Source organism: Hymenobacter actinosclerus (genome assembly GCF_900111515.1).
Taxonomy (GTDB): domain Bacteria; phylum Bacteroidota; class Bacteroidia; order Cytophagales; family Hymenobacteraceae; genus Hymenobacter; species Hymenobacter actinosclerus.
Genome location: NZ_FOHS01000002.1, coordinates 1187840 through 1212886, shown reverse-complemented (window position 1 = coordinate 1212886; position 25047 = coordinate 1187840). Strand labels below are relative to the sequence as shown.

Sequence of the window (25047 nt, the reverse complement as noted above, 5' to 3'; positions counted from 1 at the left end):
ATTCCTTCATTCTACCTTATCTTTCGGCAAATTATTCTCTATGCCCGACCAGAATTTGCCCCGTATTGTTGAGTTTGCCCAGTTGCCCAAATCACCCACCGGCATCGAGGGGCTCGACGAAATAACTGAGGGCGGGCTGCCGCTGGGCCGGCCAACGCTCGTGTGCGGCAGCGCGGGCTGCGGCAAAACCCTGCTCGGCATCGAGTTTCTGGTGCGCGGCATCCTCGATTACGACGAGCCGGGCGTGCTGATGGCCTTTGAGGAAACGGCCGCCGAGCTGGCCGCCAACGTGGCCTCGCTGGGGTTCGACCTGGTGCAGCTTCAGGCCGATAAAAAGCTGCGCCTCGACCACGTGCACGTCGACCGCTCCGAAATCGACGAAACCGGCGAATACGACCTTGAAGGGCTGTTTATCCGGCTGGGCTACGCCATTGATACCATCGGGGCCAAGCGCGTGGTGCTCGATACCATTGAGTCGTTGTTCTCGGGCTTTCCCAACGAGGCCGTGCTGCGCTCGGAAATCCGCCGGCTGTTCCGCTGGCTCAAAGACAAGGGCGTAACGACCGTTATAACGGCCGAGCGGGGCGAGGGCACGCTCACGCGCCAGGGCCTGGAGGAGTACGTGTCGGACTGCGTGATTCTGCTCGACAACCGCGTGATTGACCAGGTAACCACCCGGCGGCTGCGCATTGTAAAGTACCGCGGCAGCACCCACGGCACCAACGAATACCCCTACATCATCACCGAAGACGGCATTTCGGTGCTGCCCGTCACTTCCCTCAAGCTGGAGCATAAGGTGTCCGACGAGGTGATATCGACCGGCGTGGCCGACCTCGATGGCATGTTCCGGCGCGGCGGCCTCTACAAGGGCAGCAGCACCCTGATTACGGGCACGGCCGGCACGGCCAAAACCACGCTCGGGGCCGCTTTTGCCCTCGCCGCCTGCCAGCGGGGCGAGCGGTGCCTGATCTTCGCTTTCGAAGAGTCGCCGGCCCAGCTGCTGCGCAATATGGCTACCGTGGGCCTCGACTTGCAGCCGTTCGTGGCCAGCGGGCAGCTGCGCATCGAGGCCAGCCGCCCCACCCTCAACGGCCTGGAGCGCCACCTGGTCACGATTCATAAGCTCATCGGCGATTTTAAGCCCGACACCGTCGTTATCGACCCCATCAGCAACCTCGTGTCGGTGGGCAGCCTCTCGGAAGTGCGCAGCATGCTCACGCGGCTGGTCGATTTCCTGAAAGTGCAGGGCATCAACGCCCTGTTCACGGCCCTGATCAGCGGCGAGCGGGGCCAGCGCGAAATGACGGAGGAAGGCATCTCCTCGCTGGTTGATACCTGGATTCATGTGCGCGACCTGGAGGGCGTGGGTGAGCGCAACCGCGGCATCAGTATTCTCAAGGCCCGGGGCATGGGGCACTCCAACCAGGTGCGCGAGTTTCTGGTCACCGAGCACGGCATCCGGCTGCTCGACGTGCTGGTGGGGCCGGCCGGCATCATCACCGGGGCCAGCCGCCTCACCCAGCACATCCAGGAGCAGGCCCAGATACTGGCCGCCGAGCAGGAAGCCGAGCGCCGCGACCGGGAGCTGGAGCGCAAGCGGCGGGTGCTGGAAGCCACCATTGCCAACCTGCGCACCGAATTCGAGTCGGTGGAGGACGAGCTGCGGCGGGTGAACTCCGAGGAGCAGGAACGCTACGACACCCAGCAGCAGGGGCGCCGGCAGCTAAGCCGCAGTTTCTCAGCGCAGTCGCCCGCGGCCCCCAACGGTTCGGGCGCGTAGCCGTTAGGGAGGGAGCAAGCGCCCGGCCCCCGGGGGGTGGGCAGGCTGCTTTGCCCCGGCAAACTCCGGCCAACATAACATCTTTGACCAAAATCCAGGACCCAAAAAATAGTACTATGGACGAGGAAACCTGGGAGCTGCGGCTGTACGTGGCGGGTCAGACGGCGAAATCGATGCAGGCGCTGGCCAACCTGAAAAGTTACTGCGAGCAGCATCTAAAGGGGCGCTATCAGCTGGAAGTGGTGGACTTGCTGCTGCACCCGCAGCTGGCCGAGGGTGACCAGATTCTGGCCATTCCGACGCTGGTGCGCAAGGTGCCCGCCCCCATCCGCAAAATTATCGGCGACCTCTCGAACAAGGAACGGGTGCTGGTGGGCCTCGATCTGCGGGCTATCGGCCACTTGTAAGCGCCGTGCTGATGCAAGACTGGCCTACTGCCGAGGAGCCCCCGCCAACCTATGTGCTGGAGCTCTATATTACCGGGGCTACGCCCAACTCGACGCGGGCCGTGCGCAACCTCAAGGCCATCTGCGAGCTATACCTGGCCGGGCGCTACGAGCTGACGATTATCGATATTTATCAGCAGCCCGAGCTGGCCCAGAGTGCCCGCATTATTGCCGCGCCCACGCTGGTGAAAAAAAGCCCCGGCCTGCAACGCTGGCTGGTGGGCGACCTTTCGGACCGGCCGCGGGTGCTGCGCCTGCTGGGCCTGGAGGCCGGCCCGGACGCCGGGACGCAGCCCGTTCAAAATAGCTAAGTTGCGGGGCAATGACTGCTGATTCCACCTCTTCTGCCACCCCCACGCCCGCCCAGCTGCTGCGCGAAAACGAGGAGCTGCGCCAGCAACTGCTCGAAGCCGAGGAGCTGCTGGATGCCATCCGGACCGGTTCCATCGACGCGCTGGCCGTGCAGGGCCCCGGCGGGCCGCGCATTTTCACGCTCGAAGGCGCCGACCAGAGCTACCGCACCCTGATTGAGCAGATGAACGAGGGAGCCCTGCTGCTGGCCCCCGACGCTACCGTGCTCTACGGCAACGCCTGCCTGGCGGGCATGCTGGAGGCGCCGCTCGAAACCCTGATCGGCCACTCGTTTGAGGCCTTCGTACCGGCGGAGTTCCGGGGCTACTGGCAGGAGCTGCTGACGGCCGGCTGGGATGCCAGAAGCAAGGGCGAAATGCCGCTGCAGGCCAGTAGCGGCCGGCTGCACCCCGTGGCCCTGGCCCTGAACGTGCTCAGCGAGCAGGAGGCCCCCGTGCTGGCCGTGATTGTCACCGACGTATCGGCGCGGCGCGAAGTGAGCGTGATTCGGGCGCGGGTGGCGGCCCAGAACGCGCTGCTCGAGCAGCAGCAGCTCCGGCTGCAGGCCCAGGCCCAGGCGGCGGCCGAAACCAACCGCATCCTCGAAGGCATTCCGCACGTCACCTGGACGGCCGACCCCTACGGCAACCCCACCTTCCTCAACCGCAACTGGTACGACTACACCGGCCAGCCGCCGACCGTACAATTCGTGCGGGGCAGCACGCTGCCCTACCTGCACCCCGACGATTTGCCCGGTGTGATGCAACGCTGGGGCGAGTGCCTGGCCGACGGCCGTAGCGCGGAAGTGGAATGCCGCATCCGCAACGCCCAGGGCGACTACCGCTGGATGCTGGGCCGCATCCGGCCCTCGCGCAACGAGGCCGGCGAGCTGGTGCAGTGGATTGGCACCTACACCGATATTCATGAGCAGAAACTGGCCCGGGCCCGCATCGATGAAACCCAGCAGGAGCTGCGCCGCAACAACGACCAGCTCACCCGCATCAACGCCGACCTCGACAACTTCATCTACACCGCCTCCCACGACCTTCGCTCGCCCATCACCAACATCGAGGGCCTGCTCGAAACCCTCGAACAGGAGCTGCCCGCCGACCAGCGCCCGGGCGAGGTAGGCACGGTGCTGCGCATGATGCAGGACTCAGTGGACCGCTTCAAGCGCACCATCGAGAGCCTGACTGATATTTCGAAGCTGCAGAAGGAAAGCGCCCTGCCCCGCGCCCCGGTGGCCCTGGCCCCGCTCATTGAGGATGTGCGCCTGGATCTGCAGCCCCTGATTGGAGCCGCCGCCGGTGAGCTGACCGTAGATGTGGCGGAGTGTCCCACCATCACGCTGGCCGAAAAAAACCTGCGCTCCATCGTCTATAACCTGCTCAGCAACGCCTTTAAGTACCACGACCCCGCCCGCCCCGCCCGTGTGCATCTGCGCTGCCGCCCCGCCGGCGCCGGCCTGGCCGCCCTGCAGGTGCACGACAACGGCCTGGGCCTCGACCTGCACGAAGACCGCCAGCTGTTCACGATGTTTCAGCGCCTACACGACCACGTGGAGGGCTCGGGCATCGGCCTGTACATGGTGAAGAAGATTGCCGAAAACGCCGGCGGCCGCGTGGCAGTGGCGAGCCAGCTGGGCCAGGGTTCGGTTTTCACGGTGTATTTGCCGGAGTAAGCGCGCCCTGGACCCGGCCGGCGCGGCCTGGCTTTTGCAGCCACCTGGGTGCGCTGCAAAAAAACGGCAGCCATCCGGCCGCACTTTCTACCTTTGCATACGAGGAGTCCCGGACAGTTTCGGGGGTGGCGGCCGTTGCCGTGGCCGCAGTGCGCTCCTTTGCTTCCGGCCGCTCCAGTGCAGCGGCCCCTACGACCCATCCTGTGCAGCAACTCGAACAGACCCTCAAAACGGCCCTTAGCGCCGCCATTCAATCCGTATTCGGGGCCAGTGTGCCCGCCGACCAGCTGGCGCTGCAGGCCACCCGCAAGGATTTTGCCGGCCAGTTTACGCTCGTTACGTTTCCGTTCACCAAAACCCTGGGCAAGGGTCCCGAGCAAATCGGGCAGGCCCTGGGCGAGTACCTGCTGGCCCACGAGCCGCGGGTGGCCGGTTTCAACGTGGTAAAGGGCTTTCTGAACCTGGAAGTGGCCGACGCCGAGTGGCTGCGGGTTCTGGAGCAGCTGCGCCAGCGGCCCGAGGGGGCACCCGTGGCCACCGGCGGCCCGCGGCGCGTGGTGGTCGAGTACTCCTCGCCCAACACCAACAAGCCCCTGCACCTGGGCCACTTGCGCAACAACTTCCTGGGCTACTCGGTGGCCGAAATCCTGCAGGCCACCGGCGCCGAAGTCACCAAGGCCAACCTGGTGAATGACCGGGGCATCCACATCTGCAAGTCGATGCTGGCCTACCAGTATTACGGCCAGGGCGAAACCCCGCAGAGCGCCGGCCTCAAGGGCGACCATCTGGCGGGCAAGTACTACGTGCTCTTCGAGAAGCACTACCGCGAGCAGGTGCGCCAGCTCGAAGCCGAGGGTGTGGCCGCCGACGTGGCCAAGCGCCAGGCCCCGCTCATGCTCGAAGCCCAGGACATGCTCCGGGCCTGGGAAGCGGGCGACGAAGCCGTAGTAAGCCTCTGGAAGCAGATGAACGGCTGGGTGTATGAGGGCTTCGACGCCACCTACCAGAACATCGGCGTCGATTTCGACAAGTTCTACTATGAATCGGAAACCTACCTGCTGGGCAAGGAGCGGGTGGAAGAAGGCCTGCGAAAGGGCGTGTTCTTCAAAAAAGAAGACGGCTCGGTATGGGTTGATTTGAAAGAGGAAGGCCTCGACGAAAAGCTGCTGCTGCGCGCCGACGGCACCAGCGTCTACATCACCCAGGACCTGGGCACGGCCGAGCTGAAATTCGAGGATTTCGGCTACGATTTGAGCGTCTACGTCATTGCCGACGAGCAGAACTACCACATGCAGGTGCTGCGGGCCGTGCTCCAGAAGCTGGGCAAGCCCTACGCCGACGCCATCCACCACCTGAGCTACGGCATGGTCGATTTGCCCTCGGGCAAGATGAAAAGCCGCGAGGGTACCGTCGTGGACGCCGACGAGCTGGTGCGCGAGGTAGTTGCCGCCGCCCAGGCCGCCACCCTCGAAAAGGGCAAAACCGAGGGCCTGAGCGACGAGGAGCTGACCCGCCTCTACCACATGCTGGGCCTGGGCGCGCTCAAGTACTACCTGCTGAAGGTGGACCCCAAGAAGCGCATGCTCTTCAACCCCGAAGAGTCGGTGAAGCTCGAAGGCGACACCGGCCCGTTCATCCAGTACAGCCACGCCCGCATCTCCAGCATCCTGCGCAAAGCCGCCGAGCGTGGCGTAACCCCCGACGGCTCGTTCAGCAACCTCACCGACATCGAGCCCACCGAGCGCGAGCTGATTCAGGAGCTGGCCCGCTACGAAACGGTAGTAACCGAAGCGGCCCGGGCCCAGTCGCCGGCCCTGGTGGCCCAGTTTGCCTACGACGTGGCCCGCGCCTACAACCGCTTCTTCGCCGAAGTGCCCATCATCGCCGAGCCCGACGAGCAAAAGCGCGCCCTGCGCGTGGCCCTCTCGGCCCAGACCGGCCGCGCCCTCAAAACCAGCATGGGCCTGCTCGGTATCGAAGTACCCGAGCGGATGTAATTATCAGAACGGATGTCGTTGCTGACGTTGACCGTTCACGGCTGGTCGTTACTGATGTTGAACGTCGGGCGTTGCTGTTCAACGACGAGACGCAAATATGCGTCTCTACATCCGTTCTTACTTCTTACCTTTTAAACTGCCCCAATGAAAAGCGTTGCCGTGTACTGTGGCTCGGCCACCGGAACCAACCCTGCCTACCAGCGCCAGGCCGAAGAAATGGGCCGCCTGCTGGCCCAGCGCGGCCTCACGCTGGTGTACGGCGGCGGCCGCGTGGGCCTGATGGGCGTAGTGGCCGACAGCGTGCTGGCCCACGGCGGCCAGGTGGTGGGCGTGATTCCCGACTTCATGATGGGCAAGGAAATCGAGCACCGCGGCCTGACGGAGCTGCACATCGTGGCCAGTATGCACGAGCGCAAGCTGCTGATGGCCGAGCGGGCCGAAGGCTTCGTGGCCATGCCCGGCGGCTACGGCACCCTCGAAGAGCTGTTCGAGGTGCTCACCTGGGGCCAGCTGGGCCTGCACCCCAAGCCCATCGGCGTGCTCAACGTGGAAGGCTACTACGACCACCTGCTACGCGCCCTCGACCACATGGCCGACGAGGGCCTGCTGCGCCGCGAAAACCGCCAGCAGCTCCTAAGCCAGCCCGACCCCGCCGCCCTGCTCGACGCGCTGGCCGCCTACGTGCCCGTTCCGGTGGAGAAGTGGCTGCGGCCGGGGGAGGAGTAGGGGGAACTGTCATTCAGAGCGAAGCGAAGAATCTCGCGGGCAATGGTAATTTCCTGATGATAGGATTACCATTGCCCGCGAGATTCTTCGCTTCGCTCTGAATGACAAGCGGCTTACCAATTCACTCAGCCACTCATTCACCAACTACACTCACTCGCCGCCCGGCACGCGGTACACCACGGCGTTGCAGTTCATGCCGGCCCCGACGGAGGCGAACACCAGCACTTCGCCGGGCTTGATGGCGTAGCCTTCGAGCTGGCCCTTGGTCAGCAGGTCGAGCAGGGTGGGCAGGGTGGCTACGGAGGAGTTGCCGAGCCAGGAGATGGTCATGGGCATGATGTTGGCGGGGGCGGGGGTGTCGCCGGCCAGGGCGTAGAGGCGCTTGAGGATGGCCTCGTCCATTTTGCCGTTGGCCTGGTGGATGAGCAGGCGGCTCATGTCGGGCAGGCCGAGGCCGGCCTTTTCCAGGCAGTCTTTAATGGCCTGGGGCACGGTTTTGAGGGCGTACTCGTAGAGCTTACGGCCTTCCATCTGCAAAAACAGCTCGGTGCCGGTGTAGTCGCGGTTGCGCGAGGTAGCCATGCGCAGCAGCAGGGCCGCCTGCACGGTATCGGAGCGCGAGCTGTGGGCCAGGATGCCCGCGGCTTTCGTATCGTCGTCGGCCGTTTCGCGGGCCTCGAATAGCACGGCGCCGGCCCCGTCGGAGTAAATCATGCTGTCGCGGTCGTGCGGGTCGCATACGCGCGAGAGGGTTTCGGCCCCGATGACGAGCACCCGTTTGGCATCGCCCGAGCGCAGGTAGTAATCGGCCTGAATAACGCCCTGGAGCCAGCCGGGGCAGCCAAAGGGCAGGTCGTAGGCCACGCAGTGGGGGTTAACGATGCCGAGCTTGTGCTTGACGCGGGCGGCCAGGCTGGGTACGAAATCGGAGCGCCGGTTGTCGGCGGTGATGTCGCCGAAGTTGTGCGCCACCAGAAGGTAGTCGAGCTGCTCGGGGTCGGTGTTGGGGCTGGAGGCAAACAGGTCCTGGGCAGCCAGCAGGGCCAGATCGGAGGCCACCTGGTCGTCGGCGGCGTAACGGCGCTCCTGGATGTCGGTAATCTGGGCGAAGCGCTCCACGATTTCGGCGCCCGGCTTATCGAGCCGCTGGCCGTTGCCATCAAAAAAAGCGCTGTCGAGAAAGGCGTCGTTCCTGACGATGCGGGCCGGAATGCAGGACCCTGTTCCGGTAATGACTGAGTGCAAAGCCTTACGCATGAGCAGGTTGGAGTGAAGAAGCGGGTATGCTATTCAACGAAAGTAAGCGGTTTTTAACTAGGGTGGAGTTCTGATGTTCAAAATTCCGGCTTTTAATTCGGCTGCGGCCTGCTGCCCACCCCGCCCGAACATTCGGAGCGCCGGCCGGGTTGCTAGCCACTACCTTCGCGCTTTTCGTATGAAATCTGTGCTCCTGCCGGGCTTGCTGCTGAGTGTCATGTTGGGCACGGGCGCCTGCACTTCGGCGCCCGCTACCGTGCCCATCACACCCGCCACTCCTGTTCCCACTACCGCCATGTCCGCATCTGCTGCCGCTACTTCCGTCTACGATTTCACCCTCAACGATATTAATGGCCAGCCGGTGTCGCTGGGTCAATATCGGGGTAAAAAGCTGCTGCTCGTCAATACGGCGTCGGAGTGCGGCTACACGCCGCAGTACAAGGAGCTGGAGGAGCTGAGCCGCCAGTACAGCGGGCAGATTACCGTGCTGGGCTTCCCGGCCAACAACTTCGGCGGCCAGGAGCCCGGCTCCGACGCCCAGATTGCTTCCTTCTGCGAGAAGAATTTCGGCGTCACGTTTCCGCTGTTCAGCAAGATTTCGGTGGCCGGCCCCGATGCTGCCCCGCTCTACCAGTACCTGGGCAGCAAGGCCCAAAACGGCGCAACCGACGAAAAGCCGAACTGGAACTTCTGCAAGTACCTGATCGACGAAACCGGGCACGTGGTGGCCTTCTACCCTTCGAAGGTAAACCCCCTGAGCGAGGAGCTGCTCTCGGCTATCAGGAAGTAGCCTGCCGGCAGTTCTGGTACCTTCGCGGCTGCTTTACCAACTTTCGCCCCGATGCAGACTGTGATTTTTGACATGGACGGCGTGCTCGTCGATACCGAGCCCGTGCACCGCTACGCCTATTTCCGGCATTTCGAGGAGCTGGGCCTGGCCGTGACCGATGCCGAGTACGCCACCTTCACCGGCCGCTCCACCAAGAACGTGTACCAGCACCTCAAGGACCACTACACCCTGGCCCAGCCGGTAGAAGAAATGGTGCTGGCCAAGCGCGAACATTTTAACCGCGCTTTCGACGAGAAGCCCGATTTCGACCTGCTGCCCGGCGTGCGCGCCCTTATTGAGGACCTGCACCGGCACGGCCTGGAGCTGCTGCTGGCCTCCTCGGCCTCGCACTCCACCATCGGCCGGGTGATGCGCCGGTTTGAATTGGCCCCCTATTTCAGCCACCTGCTCAGCGGCGAGGATTTCGCCCGCTCCAAGCCCGACCCGGCCATTTTCGCCCGGGCCGCCGCGCTGGCCCGCTCGCCCGCGGCCGAGTGCGTGGTTATCGAGGATTCGACCAACGGCGTGGCCGCAGCCAAAGCGGCGGGCCTCTACTGCATTGGCTACGACAGCATCCACTCGCCCAGCCAGGATTTGCGGCTGGCCGATTTGGTAGTGGCGGATTTCGGGGAGTTAAGTGCGGCCCGGATTGCGGCGCTGGCAGTGGATTAGCGCGTAATTTTGTGGCGTAAAGTATAAGCCAGAATCTTCTCGGAGCTGGGCAGGGTGATGTAGCGCGAAGCTCCAGCTTCGCGGATCGTTGCTGACTGTTGCGCCAAATGTCATCGTTCAACGATCCGCGAAGCTGGAGCTTCGCGCTACATCACCCGCATGAATTTTCCTGCTAAAGCCTGGGTTTCGGCGTTTCGGCCGCGCACGTTGCCGCTGGCGCTGGCCAGCATTATGGCCGGGGGCTTCCTGGCGGCCAGCCAGGGCCAGTTCCGGCCCGCCGTGGTGGCCCTGGCGGCCCTCACCACCATCCTGCTCCAAATCCTGAGCAACCTGGCCAACGACTACGGCGACTCGCAGAACGGGGCCGACAGCGTGCACCGCGAGGGGCCGCTGCGGGCCGTGCAGAGCGGCGTCATTTCACCACGGCAGATGAAGAAGGGCATGGGGCTGTTCGGGGCGCTGTCGCTCGGCAGCGGGCTGCTGCTGCTGTGGGTGGCGCTGGGCGCGGCCGGGGCCTGGGTGTTTCTGGCGTTTCTGGCGCTGGGGCTGTCGGCCATCTGGGCGGCCGTCAACTATACGGCCGGGGCCAAGCCCTACGGCTACGCCGGGCTGGGCGACTTATCGGTGTTCGTGTTTTTCGGGCTGGTGGGCGTGGGCGGTACCTACTTTCTGCAGGCGTATAGCCAGGTGCCCGTCTGGACCCAGGCCTTGCCCTGGCCGGTGCTGCTGCCGGCCGTGGCGCTGGGCTGTTTCGCCACGGCCGTGCTCAACGTGAACAACATCCGCGACATCCGCTCCGACCAGTTGGCCGGTAAAATCACGATTCCGGTGCGCCTGGGGCCGGTGCGGGCCCGCCGCTACCACTGGCTGCTGCTGGCGCTGGGCTTTGGCGCGGCCGTGCTCTACGTGGCCTTTACCTACCATTCGCCCTGGCAGTGGCTGTTTCTGCTGAGCGCCCCGCTGCTGCTGCGCAACGCCCGCGCCGTGTGGCAGCGCCAGGACTCCCGGCAGCTCGACCCGCTGCTCAAGCAAATGGCCCTCACCACGCTCGTTTTCACGCTGCTGTTTGGGTTGGGGCAGGTGCTGTAGGGGAGGGGCAGGTACTGTTTTTAGCAAATTCGTTTTCAGCTTAATCCTGCCGCCCATGCTTTCCGACAAAGAAACCACCCGCCTCAGCAAGCTCCTGAGCCTGGTGCTGCGCCACGACCCCGCCCGCCTGAACCTGACGTTGGACGAGCAGGGCTGGGTAGCCGTGGATACGCTGCTGGCGCAGGCCCAGCAACAGCAAGTGCCGCTGACCCGTGCGGTGCTGCTGCAGCTGGTCGAAACCAGCCCGAAGCAGCGTTTCCGGCTTTCCGACGACCAGCAGCGCATCCGGGCCAGCCAGGGCCATTCGGTAGCGGTGGAGCTGGGCTACGCGCCCGTAGCGCCGCCGCCGGTGCTCTACCACGGCACTACCACCCGGCTGCGGGATACGCTGGCCGCGCAGGGCCTGCTGAAAATGAGCCGTCAGCACGTGCATCTGAGCGCCGACGCGGCCACCGCCCGGCAGGTGGGCCGCCGCCACGGTCCGCCGATGGTGTTGCTGGTAGATGCCGCCCGGATGCACGTCGACGGCCACCTGTTCTATCAGGCCGATAACGGCGTCTGGCTGACCGAGGCGGTGCCCCCGCAATATCTGACGCTGCCTTAGAGCGGGTAGACAGTTGGGACGGTCTGTCTTGCTGCCTGTGTTGCGCAACGCCCGCGCCGTGTGGCAGCGCCAGGACTCCCGGCAGCTCGACCCGCTGCTCAGGCAAATGGCTCTCACCACGCTCGTTTTCACGTTGCTGTTCGGGCTGGGGCAGGTGCTGTAGGGGTGAGGGAGAAGCCGGTCAAATGCGTATCTTGGTTGCATGCGCGGCCTCAACAAAGTCACTCTTATCGGCAACCTGGGCAAAGACCCTGAAGTGAGCGTGCTGGAAGGCAACGTGGCGGTGGCAAAATTCTCGTTGGCTACCTCCGAAACCTGGCGCGACAAAGCAGGTCAGCCGCATACCTCTACCGACTGGCACAGCGTGCTGCTATGGCGCGGCTTGGCTGAACTGGCCCAGGCCTACCTGCGCAAGGGAAGCCTCGTTTACCTCGAAGGCAAGCTCAAAACCCGCCATTACGACGATGCGGCCGGCCAGCGGCACTACGTGACGGAAATCATCGGCGAGCAACTGCTGATGCTGAACAAAAAAACGGGCGAAATGCCACCACAGGCATGAAAGCGGCCGTATCGCTGCGCCTGACGGCGGCCCGCACCGATTTCCAGGTGTTTTTTCCGTATTCCGACACTGCCGTGCGCACGGCGCTGTTGAGAGCAGGGGTGCGCTACGAAGCCGCCGCCCGCGGGTATCTGCTGCCCGCCACGCCCGCCGCCGTAGCGCCCGTGCAGGCGGCTTGCGCGGCGTTGGGTATAGCAGTGCAGGTGCCCATTGTGCCCGCGTTGGCTGCGCCGCTCCCGCCACCTACTCCGCACGAGGCCCTGCTGGCTCGCTACTGCCAGTTTATCGCCCTCAAACGCTATAGCCCTCATACGCTAAAGAGCTACCGGGCTGCTTTTGAGAAGTTTGTAGCGCATCATGCGCCCCGGCTGCCCTTGGAACTGAGCAAACCCGACGTACTCGACTACTTGGCCGGGTGCGTGGGGGCGGGCATTTCCGAAACCTACCAGAACCAGTTGATCAACGCCATCAAGTTCTACTATGAGCAGGTGGAGGGGCAGCCGCGGCAGTACTACGCCATTCCGCGGCCCAAGCGCCCGCTCACCAACCCGAAGGTGCTGGCCGCCGAAGAGGTAAAGGCCATCTTGCAGGGAACCGATAACCTCAAGCACCGCGCCATGCTCATGCTGGCTTACGGCCTGGGGCTACGCCTGGGCGAAGTGCTGGCCCTTACGCCCCCCGACATCGACAGCCAGCGTATGGCGCTATACGTGCGTGGTGGCAAGGGCAAAAAAGACCGCGACCTGCCGCTACCCGAAACCCTGCTGCATCTGCTGCGCGAGCAGTTCCGCCAGTTCCGGCCCCTGACGTTTCTGTTTGAGGGCCAGCAGCCCGGCGAGCCATATAGTGCGCGCAGCCTGCAACAGGTAGTGAAACAGGCGGCCTTGCGCGCCGGTATTCGCCGGCCAGTGACGCTGCACATGTTCCGGCACTCCTATGCCACTCACTTATTGGAAGCCGGTACCGATATTCGCATCATTCAGGACTTGCTGGGCCACAGCAGCATTAAAACCACCGAAATTTACACGCATGTTGCCCAACGCACCCGCCCGGCTTCCCCACTCGACAGCCTCGGCCTTTAACTGGCAAGTAGCGGATAGCAACCTAAATCCGGTATGCTATCCGCTACTCACTTGCGTACTAAGAAAAAATACCCGCTATTCGGGCAACCGCTGAGTAGCGGGTATCATAATGTTATGTGCCATGCTATCGGACACAACCTGTAACTAAAAGCTGACATGAATTTTAAACAAAAGCTATTCAAAATAAGCCGACAACTATTGACAATTTGGGGAGGTATTTCGCTTCTTGGAGTAATCATAATTGGTGGATATTTATTCTACTCAATGACACTTGGGAACACTAATATTGAAGATAATGCGACCACATCAGACGTGAGATTTGTTTTGAATTGGTGCGGACTTGGTGACCAAAGAATTGACAAGGTTTTAAAAAGCTACACATCAGCACGTTCCTTCACAGGCGACCATCTTGACGCTTACGCAATAAAAATTACAAACGTGACTATTGACGAACTTACCAGCAAAAGTAATAACGGAGTAGGACTATGGTATCGGGCAGACAGCCTTCCAACAATTTTAGATGAGGCAGTAACTTTTATTGGTGGTTGGCAACATGAGACACCTTGGTTTCCGACAGAAGATAGTTTAAGGACAAAAGACTTTTACGTTTATCCTTGGAGCATATACTGTCATGGAGTGACACCAACAGCGACTGAACTTATTTTCGTTAAACCAAAAGAAAAAATGGTTTATTATGTTAGTGCAAAAATGTAGACATAGAATTGCGGAGGAAAAGCACAGGCACATAACAAGGGGGTTGGCGTTATTGGGGCAGGAGGTTGGAGCAATCGGCTGCAGTTCGCTATCAGCTTCAGTTTCGGCAGGTCGTTATTAATATAGCGTTAGTTGTTATCTTCAGCTTTTAAAACAAAATTGGGCTTCAGTTGTCGGCAGACGTTTTTCAAATATCCCAACAACGCCAAGCCCTGTTCGTAAGCTGTAATACCAACGACCTTCTAAAAATGACACGAATTTTTCTTTTAGCTGCTTTGTTTTCAACTTTTCTATTTGGGTGTGACGAAAGTATTGACAAATCGCTTGTTCAAAATGCAGTCAAACTGGAATCCCCTTATAGTGATTTTGCTCTTTATAGATATCATGTAGAAAGTCCCATGGCGTTTGGCTCTGGTTTTACGGTAGTCAAAATCTTACCGACAGATCAAAAATGCGATTATACGGACAGAAATTTCTTCAGATTTGGAAACGATTATCCATACGCTATAAAATGGAAGAATAAGGACACGTTACTTGTAAAATGCCTAATTGATGGTGCAGGACTTTCTGACAGGCAACCCATTCGAACAGATATGCAAAAGTGGGAAGATTGGACTTTTGAAATAGAGTATTATTCTACATTTTCAACAGGAACAAACGGCAGTTATTCCATTGACAGTTATAAGGTAAATCCTCATTCTCTAACTTTTAAATCCGAAAAGAAATCGTTGTTGTTTTTAAATGATAGATTAGTAATGGAACTTGATGAAAGCAAAATTTTCTTGACGGAGGTTAAAGTAGATACATTTCAACAAAAAACTGGTTTGTCTTTTGGAGACTATGAGTTTGACATGCCAAAGAACTATAATCAATCCGACTTTTATGAATTTCCACCATTTTTAAAAACTAATCCTTAAAAGGTACTAACAGCTTACATTAGATTTAGCAATAGGCTGGCTGAAGGAATAACAATCGGCTCTAGTTCGCTATCAGCAACAGTTCCGGCAGACGAACAAATATCGGCTTTTTGTATTTACCTTCGGCTTTGGTTTTTAAATCGGCTTCAGTTGCCGGGCGGACACAGCAACTATTCCAGCCCTGCGGCAAGCCTCAAACGTAATGGTAATTTTACTGACCGACAAAACAGAACAATATGTGGTACGACAAATTTACCTTTTTTAATAAGCAACCCGGGCTGGACAATCAACCTTCGGAAGATTTTTTTATCCGCCCAACTACAGATGACGAATTCAAATCTATTTCGGAATATGCAAAAAAACCTAAAGAAGATTTCCTAATCCCATCCGAATTAAGATTACCTTTGGAGTACATTCAATTATTGAAATATTCTAACGGAGGTGGGATTATAAACGGAGAAAGAGAGTTTGGGTATTTTGGCCCAGAAACAATAAGGGAAATGTATATTGGATACGGGTTTTTGATTTGGGCCCCACAGATTTTACCCATTGCATTTAATGGCGGGGGGAAATTTTACACCTATGATTTTAGGAAAAATCCTGAAAGCCCTTCACTCTATCTTGTCCCGTCTGGTAGCATTGGACATGATGAGGATTGCGTTTTTTTAGGTGACACGCTTGAAGAAGTGCTAAGTAAAACAACTAATGTTGAAGACGAACTTTACATTCCTAATCCAAACTATCAACCATCAGAAAAAGAAAAATTAATCGAGTTAAAACTAAAATTAATTGCAATAAAAGAGGATAAAGACAACGGGAAAATAAATTTGAAATATTTTATAAATGCCAAGCGACAAATCGAAGATGAAATAAAAATATTTAATACAAGAATATAAAAAACTGCCACTAAAAAGGGGTTTTGCAATAGTGGGGCGAAACTGCAAAGTTCAACGGTAGTTCTTCGATTGAAATTTGGTGCAAAATTGAAGATTTGTGCTTCGATTGCCCCATCATCGCAAAGCCCCGAAACGTTTGCCTAATAATTAGATAAAAGCGGCCGCTGCTCCATCAGAAGCAACGGCCGCTTTTTGTGTCGGCCTGAACTATTCCTGGGCCCTAATTTTTGGCCGGTGCCATTCTCTTCACCAGCCGAACCACTTTATCAACCACGAAACCTAGCGCCAGCCCGCCGATACCGCAGGCCAGCACTTTGGCCAGCCAGGCCACTATCGGCACCGAGGCCAGGGCCAGCTCCAGCTCGTGGAGCAGGTGGGCCGTGTAAGGGATGCCGTGGGCAATGATTTCGGCCCCCACCCACAGCATGGCGGCGGTGCCCACGTAGCTGAGAATGTTCAGGAAATGGGGCATGAACTGCACCATGCCGCGGCCGAATTTTTGAACAGCGGGGCTGCCGGCGTTCCGCGCCAGATGCAGGCCGATATCGTCGGCTTTCACGATAAAGCCCACGAAGCCGTACACGGCCACGGTAATGAACACGGCCACGGCCAGCATCACGATAATCTGGTTGACTACCGGCGAATCGACCACCTGGCTGTAGGCAATGGCCATAATTTCGGCCGACAGGATAATATCGGTGCGCACGGCACCGGCCACCCGCTGCTTCTCCAGCTCCTCGGGCGTGATGGTGGCCACCGGCCCGGCTTCCGGGTCGGCCGCGGGGTGGGGGCTGAACAGGGAATGCACCTTTTCGTAGCCTTCGTAGCACAGGTAGGCCCCGCCCAGCATCAGAATGGGGGTGATGGCCCAGGGCGCGAAATAGCCCAGCACCAGCGCCGCCGGGGTTAAAATGAGCAGCTTGTTGACCAGCGACTTTTTGGCAATCTGGTAGATAATCGACAGCTCCCGGTTGGGGCTCAGGCCCACCACGTACTTGGGCGTCACGGCCGTATCGTCAATCACGATGCCCGACACTTTGCCGGTCGTTTTGGCTACCTGCGTCGGGATATCGTCGAGGCTGGCGGCGCTGACTTTCACCAAAGCGGCCACGTCATCTAATAAAGCAAAAAGTCCGGAGGCCATAGGGGGCTGGGGCGTTGGTTGAATCTGGGAGAAAGTTGCGTTTTTAGCCGTTGGGGCCGCCGGGCCTTTACATCTCCTGGGCCTGAATGGCCGTCAGCAGCACGGTGTTGTAAATATCGTCGACGGTGCAGCCGCGGCTGAGGTCATTCACGGGCTTGTTGAGGCCCTGGAGCATGGGGCCGATGGCCAGGGCCCCGGTTTCGCGCTGCACGGCTTTGTAGGTGTTGTTGCCGGTGTTCAGGTCGGGGAAGATGAGCACGCTGGCCTGGCCGGCCACCGGCGAGCCGGGCAGCTTCTGCTGGCCCACGGCCAAATCCACGGCCGCGTCGTACTGAATGGGGCCTTCCACCAGCAAATCGGGGCGCAGCTGCCGCACCAGGGCCGTGGCCGCGCGCACCTTGTCCACGTCGGTGCCCTCGCCCGAGGTGCCCGACGAGTAGGACAGCATGGCCACGCGCGGCTCGATGCCGAAACGCCGGCTGCTCTCGGCCGACGAAATAGCAATTTCGGCCAGCTGCCCGGCCGTGGGGTTGGGGTTCACGGCGCAGTCGCCGAACACGGCCACGCGGTCGGGCAAACACATAAAGAACACCGACGAGACCACCGACACGCCGGGCTTGGTTTTGATGAACTGCAGGGCCGGCCGGATGGTGTGCTGCGTCGTGTGCGCCGCCCCCGACACCATGCCGTCGGCCAGGCCCTGGTACACCAGCATCGAGCCGAAATACGACACGTCGGTCATCAGGTCGCGGGCCATTTCCAGGTTTACGCCCTTGCTCTGGCGCAGCTCGTGCAGCGTCTGGGCGAATTCGGGCGCCAGCTCGGAGGTTTGGGGGTTGATGAGTTGCACCCGCGCCGGGTCGAGGGGGCGGCCCAGGCGGCGGGCGGCGGCCAGAATCTGGTCGGGCTCGCCCAGGATGGTCAGCTCCACCACGTCCTGCTCCAGCAGGCGGGCCGCCGCCAGCAGCACCCGGTCGTCGGTGCCCTCGGGCAGCACGATGCGCTTGCGCTGGGCCCGCGCCCCTTGCAGCAGCTGGTACTGGAACATGTGGGGCGTGAGGCCGCGGGGCGCGAACGTGCTCAGCTCGCTCAGCAGCCGCGCGGCATCCACGTGGCGCTCAAAAGTCTGGATGGCGAGGCGGATTTTGCTTTCCTGCCTGGGTCCGATGCGCGCCTGAATGCGGCCCACCCGGGTGGTAGCCTCGAACGTGCCGGGCTCGACGAGCAGAATGGGCACTATCTCGGGCAGGCCCTCAATCAGGCGCAGCACCGACTCCTCGGGCCGGTAGCCGCCCGAAAGCACCAGTCCGGCCACGCGCGGGTAGTTGGCCGAGCTGTTGGCCTGTAGCGCACTGAGCAGGATATCGGCCCGGTCGCCGGGCGTGATAATGAGCACGTTTTCCTGCAGGCGCCGCAGAAAGTTGGGCACCTGCATGGCCCCGTTGATGAAGTGGTCGACGGGGTTGCCCATCAGCTCGGCCCCGAACAGCAGCTCGCCGTTCAGCTGGTCGCGGATTTCCTGCATGGTGGGGCTGCGCAGGGCCGGGCTTTCGGGGATGATGGCCAGCAGCACCGCGGGCGAGAGTTGGGCGGCCAGCCGGGCCTGCACCTCGGCCAGCTGGGCGGGCGCCACCCGGTTGAGCACCAGGGCCAGCACCCGCACATCCTCGTTTTCGGCGTCGCGCCGCACCGAGAGGGCCGCATCCACCAGCTGGTCGACGGTTTTGCCCAGGCCCGACATCAGCAGCATCACCGGCGCGCCCAGCGTGCGGGCCACCTGCCAGTTCAAATCCAGCTCCAGGGCCAGGCCGGTGCCCACGAAATCGGTGCCCTCCACCACCACGAAATCGTGGGCGTCCTCAATCTGCTTGTAGCGGTGGATGATAGTGTCGAGCAGCTGGCCGATGCGGCCGCTTTCGAGCAGGCGCAGGGCCTGCTGGCCGGTGTAGGCGAAGGTATCGGCGTAGGGCTGGGGCAGCTGGAAGTGCTGGAGCACCGTTTCGATGTGCGCGTCGGGCCGGTCGGGCTGCCCATCGGGGCGGGCATCGGGCGTGATGATGGGCTTGAAGTAGCCCACCCGCTGGGCCTGGCCCAGCAGCAGGTTCACCAGCCCCAGCGTCAGCACCGATTTGCCGCTGTGGGGCTCGGCAGTGGCAATATAAACGGCTTTGCTCATGGGTAGCTCAAGTAATGTGTGCTGGCGGAGAACCGCCGAAAGATGCGCACGGGGGGAGGGGGTAAAGGCGCGTGCGCCGGGCAAAGGTAGGAGCGGGAGCCCGGCCGGCTGCCCGCCGTTCTTTACCTTGCCGTTGTTTGGGCCCGCAAACCAGTCCGCGACGAGTAGAAGCTGGTACGTTGGCCGGCCCGTTTTCAGCGTTTGCCCTATGAATAGTTCGGTGTGGCTTATTGGCCTGGGAGGCTTCATCGGGTCGGTGAGCCGCTACTGGGTGCAGCAGTATTTCCTGCGGCTGGTGCCGGGCGCCTTCCCGCTGGGCACGTTCGTGGTCAACGTGCTGGGCTGTCTGCTGATTGGGTTGCTGCTGGGCCTGTTTGAGCGGCACACGGCCCTGCCGGCGCCCTGGCGGCTGTTTCTCACCACCGGCTTCTGCGGCGGCTTCACCACGTTTTCTACCTTCGCCTACGAAAGCGTGGTGCTGGGCCGCACCGGCGAGCTGCTGCTGCTGGCCCTGTATGCCGCCGGCAGTCTGCTGGTAGGCATGCTGGCCGCCTTCGTGGGCGTCTGGGCCGCTAGGTTGGGGTAGGAGCTAGCCCGCCGCGGCCTTTACCAGATAGCCAGCAGCAGCAAGAACGCCTTGAACAGCACGCGCAGGTGGCGCAGGGCGGCCGTGAGCTGGTTTTCGACCGAGCGGCGGGAAATGTGCAGCTGCTGGGCAATTTCGTCGTTGGAGAACTGCTGCACCCGGCTGAGCAGGAAAATCTGCTGACAGCGGCGCGGCAGCTGGCCCAGGGCGGCAGCCAGGCGCTTTTCCAGGTCGAGGTCGAGCAGGCGGGTTTCGCCCTGGTTGTAGTCGGCGCGGGCGGGGCTGGCCGTTTCGGGCGCGTCGGTGTAGTGCAGGGGGCGGGCGGCGGCCTGGCGCTGGTGCCGGGCGACGTGGTAGCGGGCGGCGGCGGCCAGATAGGCGGGGAAGCAGTCAATCTGGAGGCGGTGGCGCTCGGTCCAGAGCCGCAGGAAAATGTCGTGCACGATTTCCTCGCAGGCCTCGCGGGCAGCCAGCCGGGCGTAGGCGGCCGCAAACATGCGCTGCCAGTACCGCTGGTAAAGCGCCTCAAAAGCCCCGGCGTCGTCGTGCTGTATTGCTTCCCACAAAGCGGCATCCGTAGCAGCCATGGCCCCGCATTTAAAGGTCTGACCCAATCCTGGTTGACCAAATATAGAAAACTGCCGCTTAGAAGCCACATTCCGCCGCTTGGGCGTTTGCTGCCCTCACGCGCCCGAATAGTATCCGCAGCAGAAAGCCGATATTTTAATGGATATGAAAATTATGCGGGCTGATTATTAAGGTGTTGGCAGGAAAATCTAGGGTAAAGGTGAATTATTTTCAAAAAGTTAGGTGTGTGCGGGGCTGGCTTTGGACTCTTAGCTGGTAGAAGCCTGCCCCATGACCGACGAAGAATACCTGACGCTCTACGAACGCTACTATGCCGGCACCGCCACGCCCGCCGAGCGGGCGCGGTTTGAAGCCTATCTGGCCGAGGCCGAGTTGCCCGAGCTGCCCTGGCGCGAGGGGCCGCTCGGCCCCCCCGGCCCGGTGCGGGCGGCCATCTGGGCGCGCCTGGCCCGGAGCATGCGGCGTCCCCGGTCGGCCCTGCGCCGTCGGCGGCGGGTGCTGGCCGCGGCCAGTCTGGTGCTGGGCCTGCTGGGCGCGCTGGCCTGGTGGCTGCCAAACCAGCCGGCGTCGGATGCCGGGCCCGCCCCGCTGGCCGCCACCCGCCCAGCGCCCCCACGGCTGGAGCCGGGCCGCAACCAGGCGCTGCTGACGCTGGCCGACGGCCGCACGGTGCGCCTGGCCGATGCCGGCCCCGGCCTGCTGGCCCAGCAGGGCGGCCGGCAGGTGCGCCAGACTGCCCCCGGCGAGCTGAGCTACCAGGGCGCGGCCAGTAATTCGGCCGCCGACAGCCTGCTGCGCAACACCGTGCGCACGCCCCGCGGCGGTCAGTACCAGCTGCAGCTGCCCGACGGCAGCCGGGTGTGGCTGAACGCCGACTCGCGGCTGGCCTTTCCGGTGGCCTTCGGGCGTCGGCGGCGCGTGGTGCAGCTCACGGGCGAGGCCTACTTCGAGGTGGCCAAGGACGCCGCCCGTCCCTTTGAGGTGGAAGCCGGCACCGCCCGCGTGACGGTGCTCGGTACCCACTTCAACGTGCAGGCCTACCCCGACGAGCCCGCGCCCGTGACCACGCTGCTGGAAGGGGCCGTGCGCCTGCACCAGGGCGCGGCCCAGGTGCTGCTGCGCCCCGGCCAGCAGGGGCGGCCCCGCCCCGACGGCACTATTGCCGTGCGTGCCGTGGATGCGAGCAGCGCCGTGGCCTGGAAGGAGGGCCGCTTCGTGTTCGATGATGAGCCCCTGGAGGGCATTATGCGCCAGGTGGCCCGCTGGTACGACGTGCAGGTGCGCTACGAGGGCCAGCTGAGTAACAAGAATTTCCACGGCTCCATCTCCCGCTTCCGCGAGGCGTCCGACGTGCTGCACCTACTGGAGCTGACCGGGGCCGTGCATTTCACCACCGAAGGCCGCCGCATCACCGTCCGGCCCTAATAACCATTGAGCTATCAGCTGTCGGCTGATAGCTGTTAGCTTTTTTCTTTTCTGGCAACCGGCCACTGGCAACCGGCCACTGGCAACCGGCCACTGAAAACGCAAGCCTTTCATCTTCCTCCGTCAACCCCTAAACCCTTACCCCTATGAAGCGACACGTTACTTCCTTGCTGACTGCGGTGGGCCGGCCGGGCCGCGCCAGGGCCACGGGCCTGCTGGTGCTGCTCAGCGGCTGGCAGGTGCAGGCCGCCTCGTTTGCCCAGACCATCACGCTGGCCGAGCGCAACCAGCCCCTGACGGAGGTGCTGCGCAAAATCGAGCAGCAGAGCGGCTACGCCCTGCTCTACAACACCCAGATGATGCAGGCCGCCCGCCCCGTGACGCTGAGCGTGCGCGGGGCCTCCCTGACCGAGGCGCTCGACCAGTGCTTTGCCGGCCAGCCGCTTACTTACACCATCGAGCAGAACGCCATTGTGGTGAAACCCCGGCCCGCCGCCGCGCCGCCGGCCCCGCGGGCCGCCGCCGTGGCCCGGCCGATAACCGGCCGCGTAACCGACGGCCAGGGCCAGGGCCTGCCGGGCGTTACGGTGCGGGTGCTCGGCACCACGGCCGGCACCACCACCGGCCCCGACGGCACGTTCCAGCTCGACGTGCCCGACGGCGCCACCACGCTCAGCTTCTCGTTCGTGGGCTTTGCCACCCAGGAAGTGGCCCTGGGTTCGCGCACCGACTTCAGCATCCGACTGGCCGAGGCCTCGGCGCTGCTCGATGCCGTGACGGTGACGGGCTACACCAGCTACTCGCGCGACAACTCGGCCAGCGCCGCGACTACCGTTACGAGCGCCAAAATAGAGCAGGTGCCGCTGCCGGGCATCGACCAGATTCTGCAGGGTCGCGTGCCGGGCCTCAACGTGCTCTCGAACTCGGGCCAGCCGGGCAGCGCCACCACCAGCGTCACGATCCGCGGGTTGGGCACGCTCAACGGTAGCTCGGCCCCGCTCTATATCATGGACGGCATCCCGATTGAGGCCAACTACTTCCAGACCCTGAACGCCAACGATATTGCCTCCGTGACGGTGCTCAAGGACGCCTCGGCCAAGGCCCTTTACGGCTCGCGGGGCTCGAACGGCGTTATCGTCATCACCACCAAAAAGGGCCAGAGCGGCCGGTTGGCCGTCGATTACACGGTGCAGACGGGCTTTTCCAACCTCACTTCGCCGCGCTTTGTGATGATGAACACCGAGGAGCGGCTGCGGTTTGAGGAGGAAGTGGGCCTGGAAATCGGCCGCAACATCGGGCCGGGCTGGACCTACTCGCCCCGCAACCCGGCCTACGCCAAGCAAACGCCCGCCCAGCAGCAACGGTCCAACTTCATCCTCGACAGCCTGGGCGGCATCAACACCGACTGGCGCGACCAGTTCTTCCAGCGGGCCCGCTTTACGGAGCATCAGGTGAGTTTAAGCGGGGGCAGCGAGAACGTGCGCTTCTATAATTCGTTCAACTATTTCTCGCAGGATGGCATTGCCCGCCGCACCGGCATGGACCGCTACACGGTGCGCAGCAACGTCGATTTCAAGGGCAAGAAGCTCAGCGGCAGCGTGAACCTGCTGCTGGGTTTGTCCAACTCCAGCTTCACGGAAGGGGAGGGGGGCACCGGCGTGGGCAGCAGCATGGCCTCGGTGTACTACGCCCTGCCCTACGAGTACCCCTACGCCGCCGACGGCACCATGGTGCTGCCCAACACCAAGGGCTACTCCTACCTCGACCAGCGCGAGGGCACCATCGGCCTCGACCGGCTCCAGAACTCATCCAACAAAACCCAGCAGGCCAAAACCACCCTGGGCGGCACGCTCAGCTACACCATCGTGCCGGGCCTGGTCGCCAGCACCCGCGCCGGCCTCGATTTCCGCAACTCGCTCGATCAGGTCTACATCAATCCCGACAGCTACTACGGCACGCGCTCCAACTCCAACACGCTGGGCGGGCGCGGGCGCTTCGAGGAGGGCGTGCGCCAGAACTACAGCCTCGTTTCGACCACCGGCCTGAACTTCAACCGCATGTTCAGCGAGGTGCATGATGTGGAAGTGGGCGCCTATTTCGAGTCGCTGTTTGATAACTACCGGGGCTTTGGCTACGCCGGTTTCGGGCTCGATGGCCGCCTGCCCGAAACGCCGGCTGCCATTACGGCCAGCACCACCTACCTGCCCCGCCTGAGCGGGGCGCGCACTCAGAGCGCGCTGCACTCGTTTATCGGCACCGGCCGATACACCTACAACGGCCGCTACACGCTCACGGGCAGCTACCGCGTCGATGGCTCGTCGAAGGTGCCCAGCAAAAACCGCTGGCACAGCTTCTACTCGGTGGGCGCCAACTGGAACATCAAGGACGAAGCCTTCCTGCGCGATGCCAGCCTGCTTTCCACGCTGCGACTACGCGGTAGTTACGGCCTCACGGCCAGCCCCTTCGGCGGTAATTTTCTCTACCGCGCCACCTACGACGTGGGCAGCTCCTACGGCGGGGCCACGGCCCTGCGGCCCACCAACCCCGGCAACCCCAACTTCGACTGGGAGTACGTGGCCGAAACCAACGTGGGCCTCGATGTGGGCCTGCTGCCGGGCAGCCGCATCCGGCTGGTGGTCGATGCCTACAATCGGATAACGCGCAACATGTTCGTCGACCAGCCGCTGTCGGCGACGGCGGGCTTCGCCACCTACTCGCTGAGCACCGGCCGGCTGCGCAACCGCGGCATCGAGGCCGATTTGCAGGGCGACGTGCTGAATAAGGGCGATGTGCGCTGGACGGTGGGCACGAACGTGGCCTACAACAAAAACGAGATTCTGGAGCTGGGCAACGGCCTCAACAACCTGCCCGACGGCGATACACGCCTGCTGCGCATCGGTGAGCCCATCGGCTCGTACTACGCCCCCAAATGGGCCGGCGTCGACCCTGCCAACGGCGACGCGCTGTATTACAACCAGGACGGCAGCACCACCAACGTGTACAACGCCAACGCCCAGAGCACGACCGGCGTGGGCGTGCTCTACCCCACCATCACGGGCGGCGTTTCGACCGATGTGAGCTGGAAGGGCCTCTCGCTGAGCGCGCTGTTCGTGTACGTATCGGATGTGAAGCGCTGGAACAACGAGGATTTCTACAACGAAAACCAGCGCTACATGACCAGCAACCAGAGCGTGCGCATGCTGAATGACCGCTGGAAAAAGCCCGGCGACAACGCCATTCTGCAGCGCATCGACGTGCCGCGCAACTTCACGTCCAAGGACATTCAGGACGCCTCGTTCGGGCGCCTGCGCAACGTGCAGCTGGCCTACGCGCTGCCCGCCCCGCTGCTGCAGAAGGTTGGCGTAGTGCGCGGCGTACGGCTGCAGTTGCAGGCCCAGAACCTGTTCACCTTCACCAGCTGGCGCGGGCTCGACCCCGAAAACAACAGCCAGTACGGGCGCTTCCAGTACCCCTCGGCCCGCACCTACACCGCCGGCCTGACGGTGAACCTGTAGCTGCCTGGCGTAG

The 25047-nt window shown here is 62.1% G+C and carries 23 protein-coding genes; 19 read left to right on the top strand and 4 right to left on the bottom strand.

The features are described from left to right. Positions 1-40 precede the first annotated feature (40 nt). From kaiC to BMY67_RS11470, 6 genes are all read left to right on the top strand, one after another. Entirely contained in the window at positions 41-1780 is a 1740-nt protein-coding gene (gene kaiC, locus BMY67_RS11495) for a circadian clock protein KaiC (protein WP_092771559.1), read from the top strand. Positions 1781-1896: 116 nt separating this feature from the next. Further along, positions 1897-2187, top strand: a complete 291-nt coding sequence (locus BMY67_RS11490) for a circadian clock KaiB family protein (RefSeq protein WP_092771556.1) — start codon at positions 1897-1899, stop codon at positions 2185-2187. 11 nt (positions 2188-2198) lie between these two features. Next, positions 2199-2537: a circadian clock KaiB family protein gene (locus BMY67_RS11485; RefSeq protein ID WP_092771554.1), complete on the top strand. Its 339-nt coding sequence runs from the start codon at positions 2199-2201 to the stop codon at positions 2535-2537. Between the two features lie 11 nt (positions 2538-2548). Next, positions 2549-4258 (top strand): ATP-binding protein, encoded by a 1710-nt coding sequence (locus tag BMY67_RS11480; protein WP_092771552.1) that lies wholly within the window; start codon positions 2549-2551, stop codon positions 4256-4258. A 203-nt stretch (positions 4259-4461) separates the two neighbouring features. Beyond that, positions 4462-6255 carry an arginine--tRNA ligase gene (argS, locus tag BMY67_RS11475; RefSeq protein ID WP_092771550.1) on the top strand — a complete coding sequence of 598 codons (1794 nt, stop codon included), beginning with the start codon at positions 4462-4464 and terminating at the stop codon, positions 6253-6255. A 144-nt stretch (positions 6256-6399) separates the two neighbouring features. Continuing rightward, positions 6400-6981, top strand: coding sequence for an LOG family protein (locus BMY67_RS11470; RefSeq protein WP_092771548.1), 582 nt, complete (start codon positions 6400-6402; stop codon positions 6979-6981). Positions 6982-7131: 150 nt separating this feature from the next. Here BMY67_RS11470 and BMY67_RS11465 read toward each other — a convergent pair whose 3' ends face one another. Further along, positions 7132-8238 carry a 3-oxoacyl-ACP synthase III family protein gene (locus tag BMY67_RS11465; RefSeq protein ID WP_092771546.1) on the bottom strand — a complete coding sequence of 369 codons (1107 nt, stop codon included), beginning with the start codon at positions 8236-8238 and terminating at the stop codon, positions 7132-7134. Positions 8239-8416: 178 nt separating this feature from the next. Between BMY67_RS11465 and BMY67_RS11460 the strand changes: the two genes are divergently transcribed. From BMY67_RS11460 to BMY67_RS11430, 10 genes are all read left to right on the top strand, one after another. Beyond that, positions 8417-9028 (top strand): glutathione peroxidase, encoded by a 612-nt coding sequence (locus tag BMY67_RS11460; RefSeq protein WP_092771544.1) that lies wholly within the window; start codon positions 8417-8419, stop codon positions 9026-9028. 51 nt (positions 9029-9079) lie between these two features. After that, on the top strand, positions 9080-9739 hold the full coding sequence (locus BMY67_RS11455; protein WP_092771542.1) for an HAD family hydrolase: 660 nt from the start codon (positions 9080-9082) through the stop codon (positions 9737-9739). 159 nt (positions 9740-9898) lie between these two features. After that, positions 9899-10828 carry a 1,4-dihydroxy-2-naphthoate polyprenyltransferase gene (locus tag BMY67_RS11450; protein WP_092771540.1) on the top strand — a complete coding sequence of 310 codons (930 nt, stop codon included), beginning with the start codon at positions 9899-9901 and terminating at the stop codon, positions 10826-10828. Positions 10829-10883: 55 nt separating this feature from the next. Next, positions 10884-11432: an RNA 2'-phosphotransferase gene (locus tag BMY67_RS11445; protein WP_092771538.1), complete on the top strand. Its 549-nt coding sequence runs from the start codon at positions 10884-10886 to the stop codon at positions 11430-11432. 37 nt (positions 11433-11469) lie between these two features. Then, entirely contained in the window at positions 11470-11595 is a 126-nt protein-coding gene (locus tag BMY67_RS19740; protein WP_262490350.1) for a hypothetical protein, read from the top strand. Between the two features lie 39 nt (positions 11596-11634). Beyond that, positions 11635-11991: a single-stranded DNA-binding protein gene (locus BMY67_RS11440; RefSeq protein ID WP_092771536.1), complete on the top strand. Its 357-nt coding sequence runs from the start codon at positions 11635-11637 to the stop codon at positions 11989-11991. Next, positions 11988-13073 carry a tyrosine-type recombinase/integrase gene (locus BMY67_RS11435; protein WP_092771534.1) on the top strand — a complete coding sequence of 362 codons (1086 nt, stop codon included), beginning with the start codon at positions 11988-11990 and terminating at the stop codon, positions 13071-13073. Before BMY67_RS11440 ends, BMY67_RS11435 begins: the two co-directional genes overlap by 4 nt. Positions 13074-13229: 156 nt before the next feature. Continuing rightward, positions 13230-13787 (top strand): hypothetical protein, encoded by a 558-nt coding sequence (locus BMY67_RS18975; RefSeq protein WP_143069793.1) that lies wholly within the window; start codon positions 13230-13232, stop codon positions 13785-13787. Positions 13788-14035: 248 nt separating this feature from the next. Next, entirely contained in the window at positions 14036-14704 is a 669-nt protein-coding gene (locus BMY67_RS18970; RefSeq protein WP_143069792.1) for a hypothetical protein, read from the top strand. Positions 14705-14940: 236 nt separating this feature from the next. Then, entirely contained in the window at positions 14941-15600 is a 660-nt protein-coding gene (locus BMY67_RS11430) for an SMI1/KNR4 family protein (RefSeq protein ID WP_092771532.1), read from the top strand. A gap of 220 nt (positions 15601-15820) precedes the next feature. On the opposite strand, the gene BMY67_RS11425 is transcribed toward BMY67_RS11430, so the two are convergent. Together BMY67_RS11425 and pta are read right to left on the bottom strand one after the other, a co-directional pair. Next, the gene (locus tag BMY67_RS11425) at positions 15821-16744 is read right to left on the bottom strand and encodes a DUF808 domain-containing protein (protein ID WP_092771530.1); all 924 of its coding nucleotides are present in this window, start codon (positions 16742-16744) and stop codon (positions 15821-15823) included. A gap of 67 nt (positions 16745-16811) precedes the next feature. After that, complete coding sequence (gene pta, locus BMY67_RS11420; RefSeq protein WP_092771528.1) at positions 16812-18920, bottom strand: phosphate acetyltransferase; 2109 nt, start codon at positions 18918-18920, stop codon at positions 16812-16814. 208 nt (positions 18921-19128) lie between these two features. Between pta and crcB the strand changes: the two genes are divergently transcribed. Beyond that, positions 19129-19506, top strand: a complete 378-nt coding sequence (crcB, locus tag BMY67_RS11415) for a fluoride efflux transporter CrcB (protein ID WP_092771526.1) — start codon at positions 19129-19131, stop codon at positions 19504-19506. A gap of 20 nt (positions 19507-19526) precedes the next feature. Here the strand turns inward: crcB and BMY67_RS11410 are convergent, their stop codons facing one another. After that, the gene (locus BMY67_RS11410; protein ID WP_092771524.1) at positions 19527-20093 is read right to left on the bottom strand and encodes an RNA polymerase sigma factor; all 567 of its coding nucleotides are present in this window, start codon (positions 20091-20093) and stop codon (positions 19527-19529) included. A gap of 271 nt (positions 20094-20364) precedes the next feature. Here BMY67_RS11410 and BMY67_RS11405 point away from each other — a divergent pair, with 271 nt between their 5' ends. Both BMY67_RS11405 and BMY67_RS11400 read left to right on the top strand, forming a co-directional pair. Further along, positions 20365-21519 (top strand): FecR family protein, encoded by a 1155-nt coding sequence (locus BMY67_RS11405; protein ID WP_092771522.1) that lies wholly within the window; start codon positions 20365-20367, stop codon positions 21517-21519. A 146-nt stretch (positions 21520-21665) separates the two neighbouring features. Further along, positions 21666-25034, top strand: a complete 3369-nt coding sequence (locus tag BMY67_RS11400; RefSeq protein WP_092771520.1) for a SusC/RagA family TonB-linked outer membrane protein — start codon at positions 21666-21668, stop codon at positions 25032-25034. Positions 25035-25047 lie beyond the last annotated feature (13 nt).

What these genes read in the sequence shown, in the direction of transcription:
- kaiC (WP_092771559.1), top strand. Translation starts at nt 41, where the DNA reads ATGCCCGACCAGAATTTGCCCCGTATTGTTGAGTTTGCCCAGTTGCCC.
- BMY67_RS11490 (WP_092771556.1), top strand. Translation starts at nt 1,897, where the DNA reads ATGGACGAGGAAACCTGGGAGCTGCGGCTGTACGTGGCGGGTCAGACG.
- BMY67_RS11485 (WP_092771554.1), top strand. Translation starts at nt 2,199, where the DNA reads ATGCAAGACTGGCCTACTGCCGAGGAGCCCCCGCCAACCTATGTGCTG.
- BMY67_RS11480 (WP_092771552.1), top strand. Translation starts at nt 2,549, where the DNA reads ATGACTGCTGATTCCACCTCTTCTGCCACCCCCACGCCCGCCCAGCTG.
- BMY67_RS11470 (WP_092771548.1), top strand. Translation starts at nt 6,400, where the DNA reads ATGAAAAGCGTTGCCGTGTACTGTGGCTCGGCCACCGGAACCAACCCT.
- BMY67_RS11465 (WP_092771546.1), bottom strand. Translation starts at nt 8,238, where the DNA reads ATGCGTAAGGCTTTGCACTCAGTCATTACCGGAACAGGGTCCTGCATT.
- BMY67_RS11460 (WP_092771544.1), top strand. Translation starts at nt 8,417, where the DNA reads ATGAAATCTGTGCTCCTGCCGGGCTTGCTGCTGAGTGTCATGTTGGGC.
- BMY67_RS11455 (WP_092771542.1), top strand. Translation starts at nt 9,080, where the DNA reads ATGCAGACTGTGATTTTTGACATGGACGGCGTGCTCGTCGATACCGAG.
- BMY67_RS11450 (WP_092771540.1), top strand. Translation starts at nt 9,899, where the DNA reads ATGAATTTTCCTGCTAAAGCCTGGGTTTCGGCGTTTCGGCCGCGCACG.
- BMY67_RS11445 (WP_092771538.1), top strand. Translation starts at nt 10,884, where the DNA reads ATGCTTTCCGACAAAGAAACCACCCGCCTCAGCAAGCTCCTGAGCCTG.
- BMY67_RS11440 (WP_092771536.1), top strand. Translation starts at nt 11,635, where the DNA reads ATGCGCGGCCTCAACAAAGTCACTCTTATCGGCAACCTGGGCAAAGAC.
- BMY67_RS11435 (WP_092771534.1), top strand. Translation starts at nt 11,988, where the DNA reads ATGAAAGCGGCCGTATCGCTGCGCCTGACGGCGGCCCGCACCGATTTC.
- BMY67_RS18975 (WP_143069793.1), top strand. Translation starts at nt 13,230, where the DNA reads ATGAATTTTAAACAAAAGCTATTCAAAATAAGCCGACAACTATTGACA.
- BMY67_RS18970 (WP_143069792.1), top strand. Translation starts at nt 14,036, where the DNA reads ATGACACGAATTTTTCTTTTAGCTGCTTTGTTTTCAACTTTTCTATTT.
- BMY67_RS11430 (WP_092771532.1), top strand. Translation starts at nt 14,941, where the DNA reads ATGTGGTACGACAAATTTACCTTTTTTAATAAGCAACCCGGGCTGGAC.
- BMY67_RS11425 (WP_092771530.1), bottom strand. Translation starts at nt 16,744, where the DNA reads ATGGCCTCCGGACTTTTTGCTTTATTAGATGACGTGGCCGCTTTGGTG.
- pta (WP_092771528.1), bottom strand. Translation starts at nt 18,920, where the DNA reads ATGAGCAAAGCCGTTTATATTGCCACTGCCGAGCCCCACAGCGGCAAA.
- crcB (WP_092771526.1), top strand. Translation starts at nt 19,129, where the DNA reads ATGAATAGTTCGGTGTGGCTTATTGGCCTGGGAGGCTTCATCGGGTCG.
- BMY67_RS11410 (WP_092771524.1), bottom strand. Translation starts at nt 20,093, where the DNA reads ATGGCTGCTACGGATGCCGCTTTGTGGGAAGCAATACAGCACGACGAC.
- BMY67_RS11405 (WP_092771522.1), top strand. Translation starts at nt 20,365, where the DNA reads ATGACCGACGAAGAATACCTGACGCTCTACGAACGCTACTATGCCGGC.
- BMY67_RS11400 (WP_092771520.1), top strand. Translation starts at nt 21,666, where the DNA reads ATGAAGCGACACGTTACTTCCTTGCTGACTGCGGTGGGCCGGCCGGGC.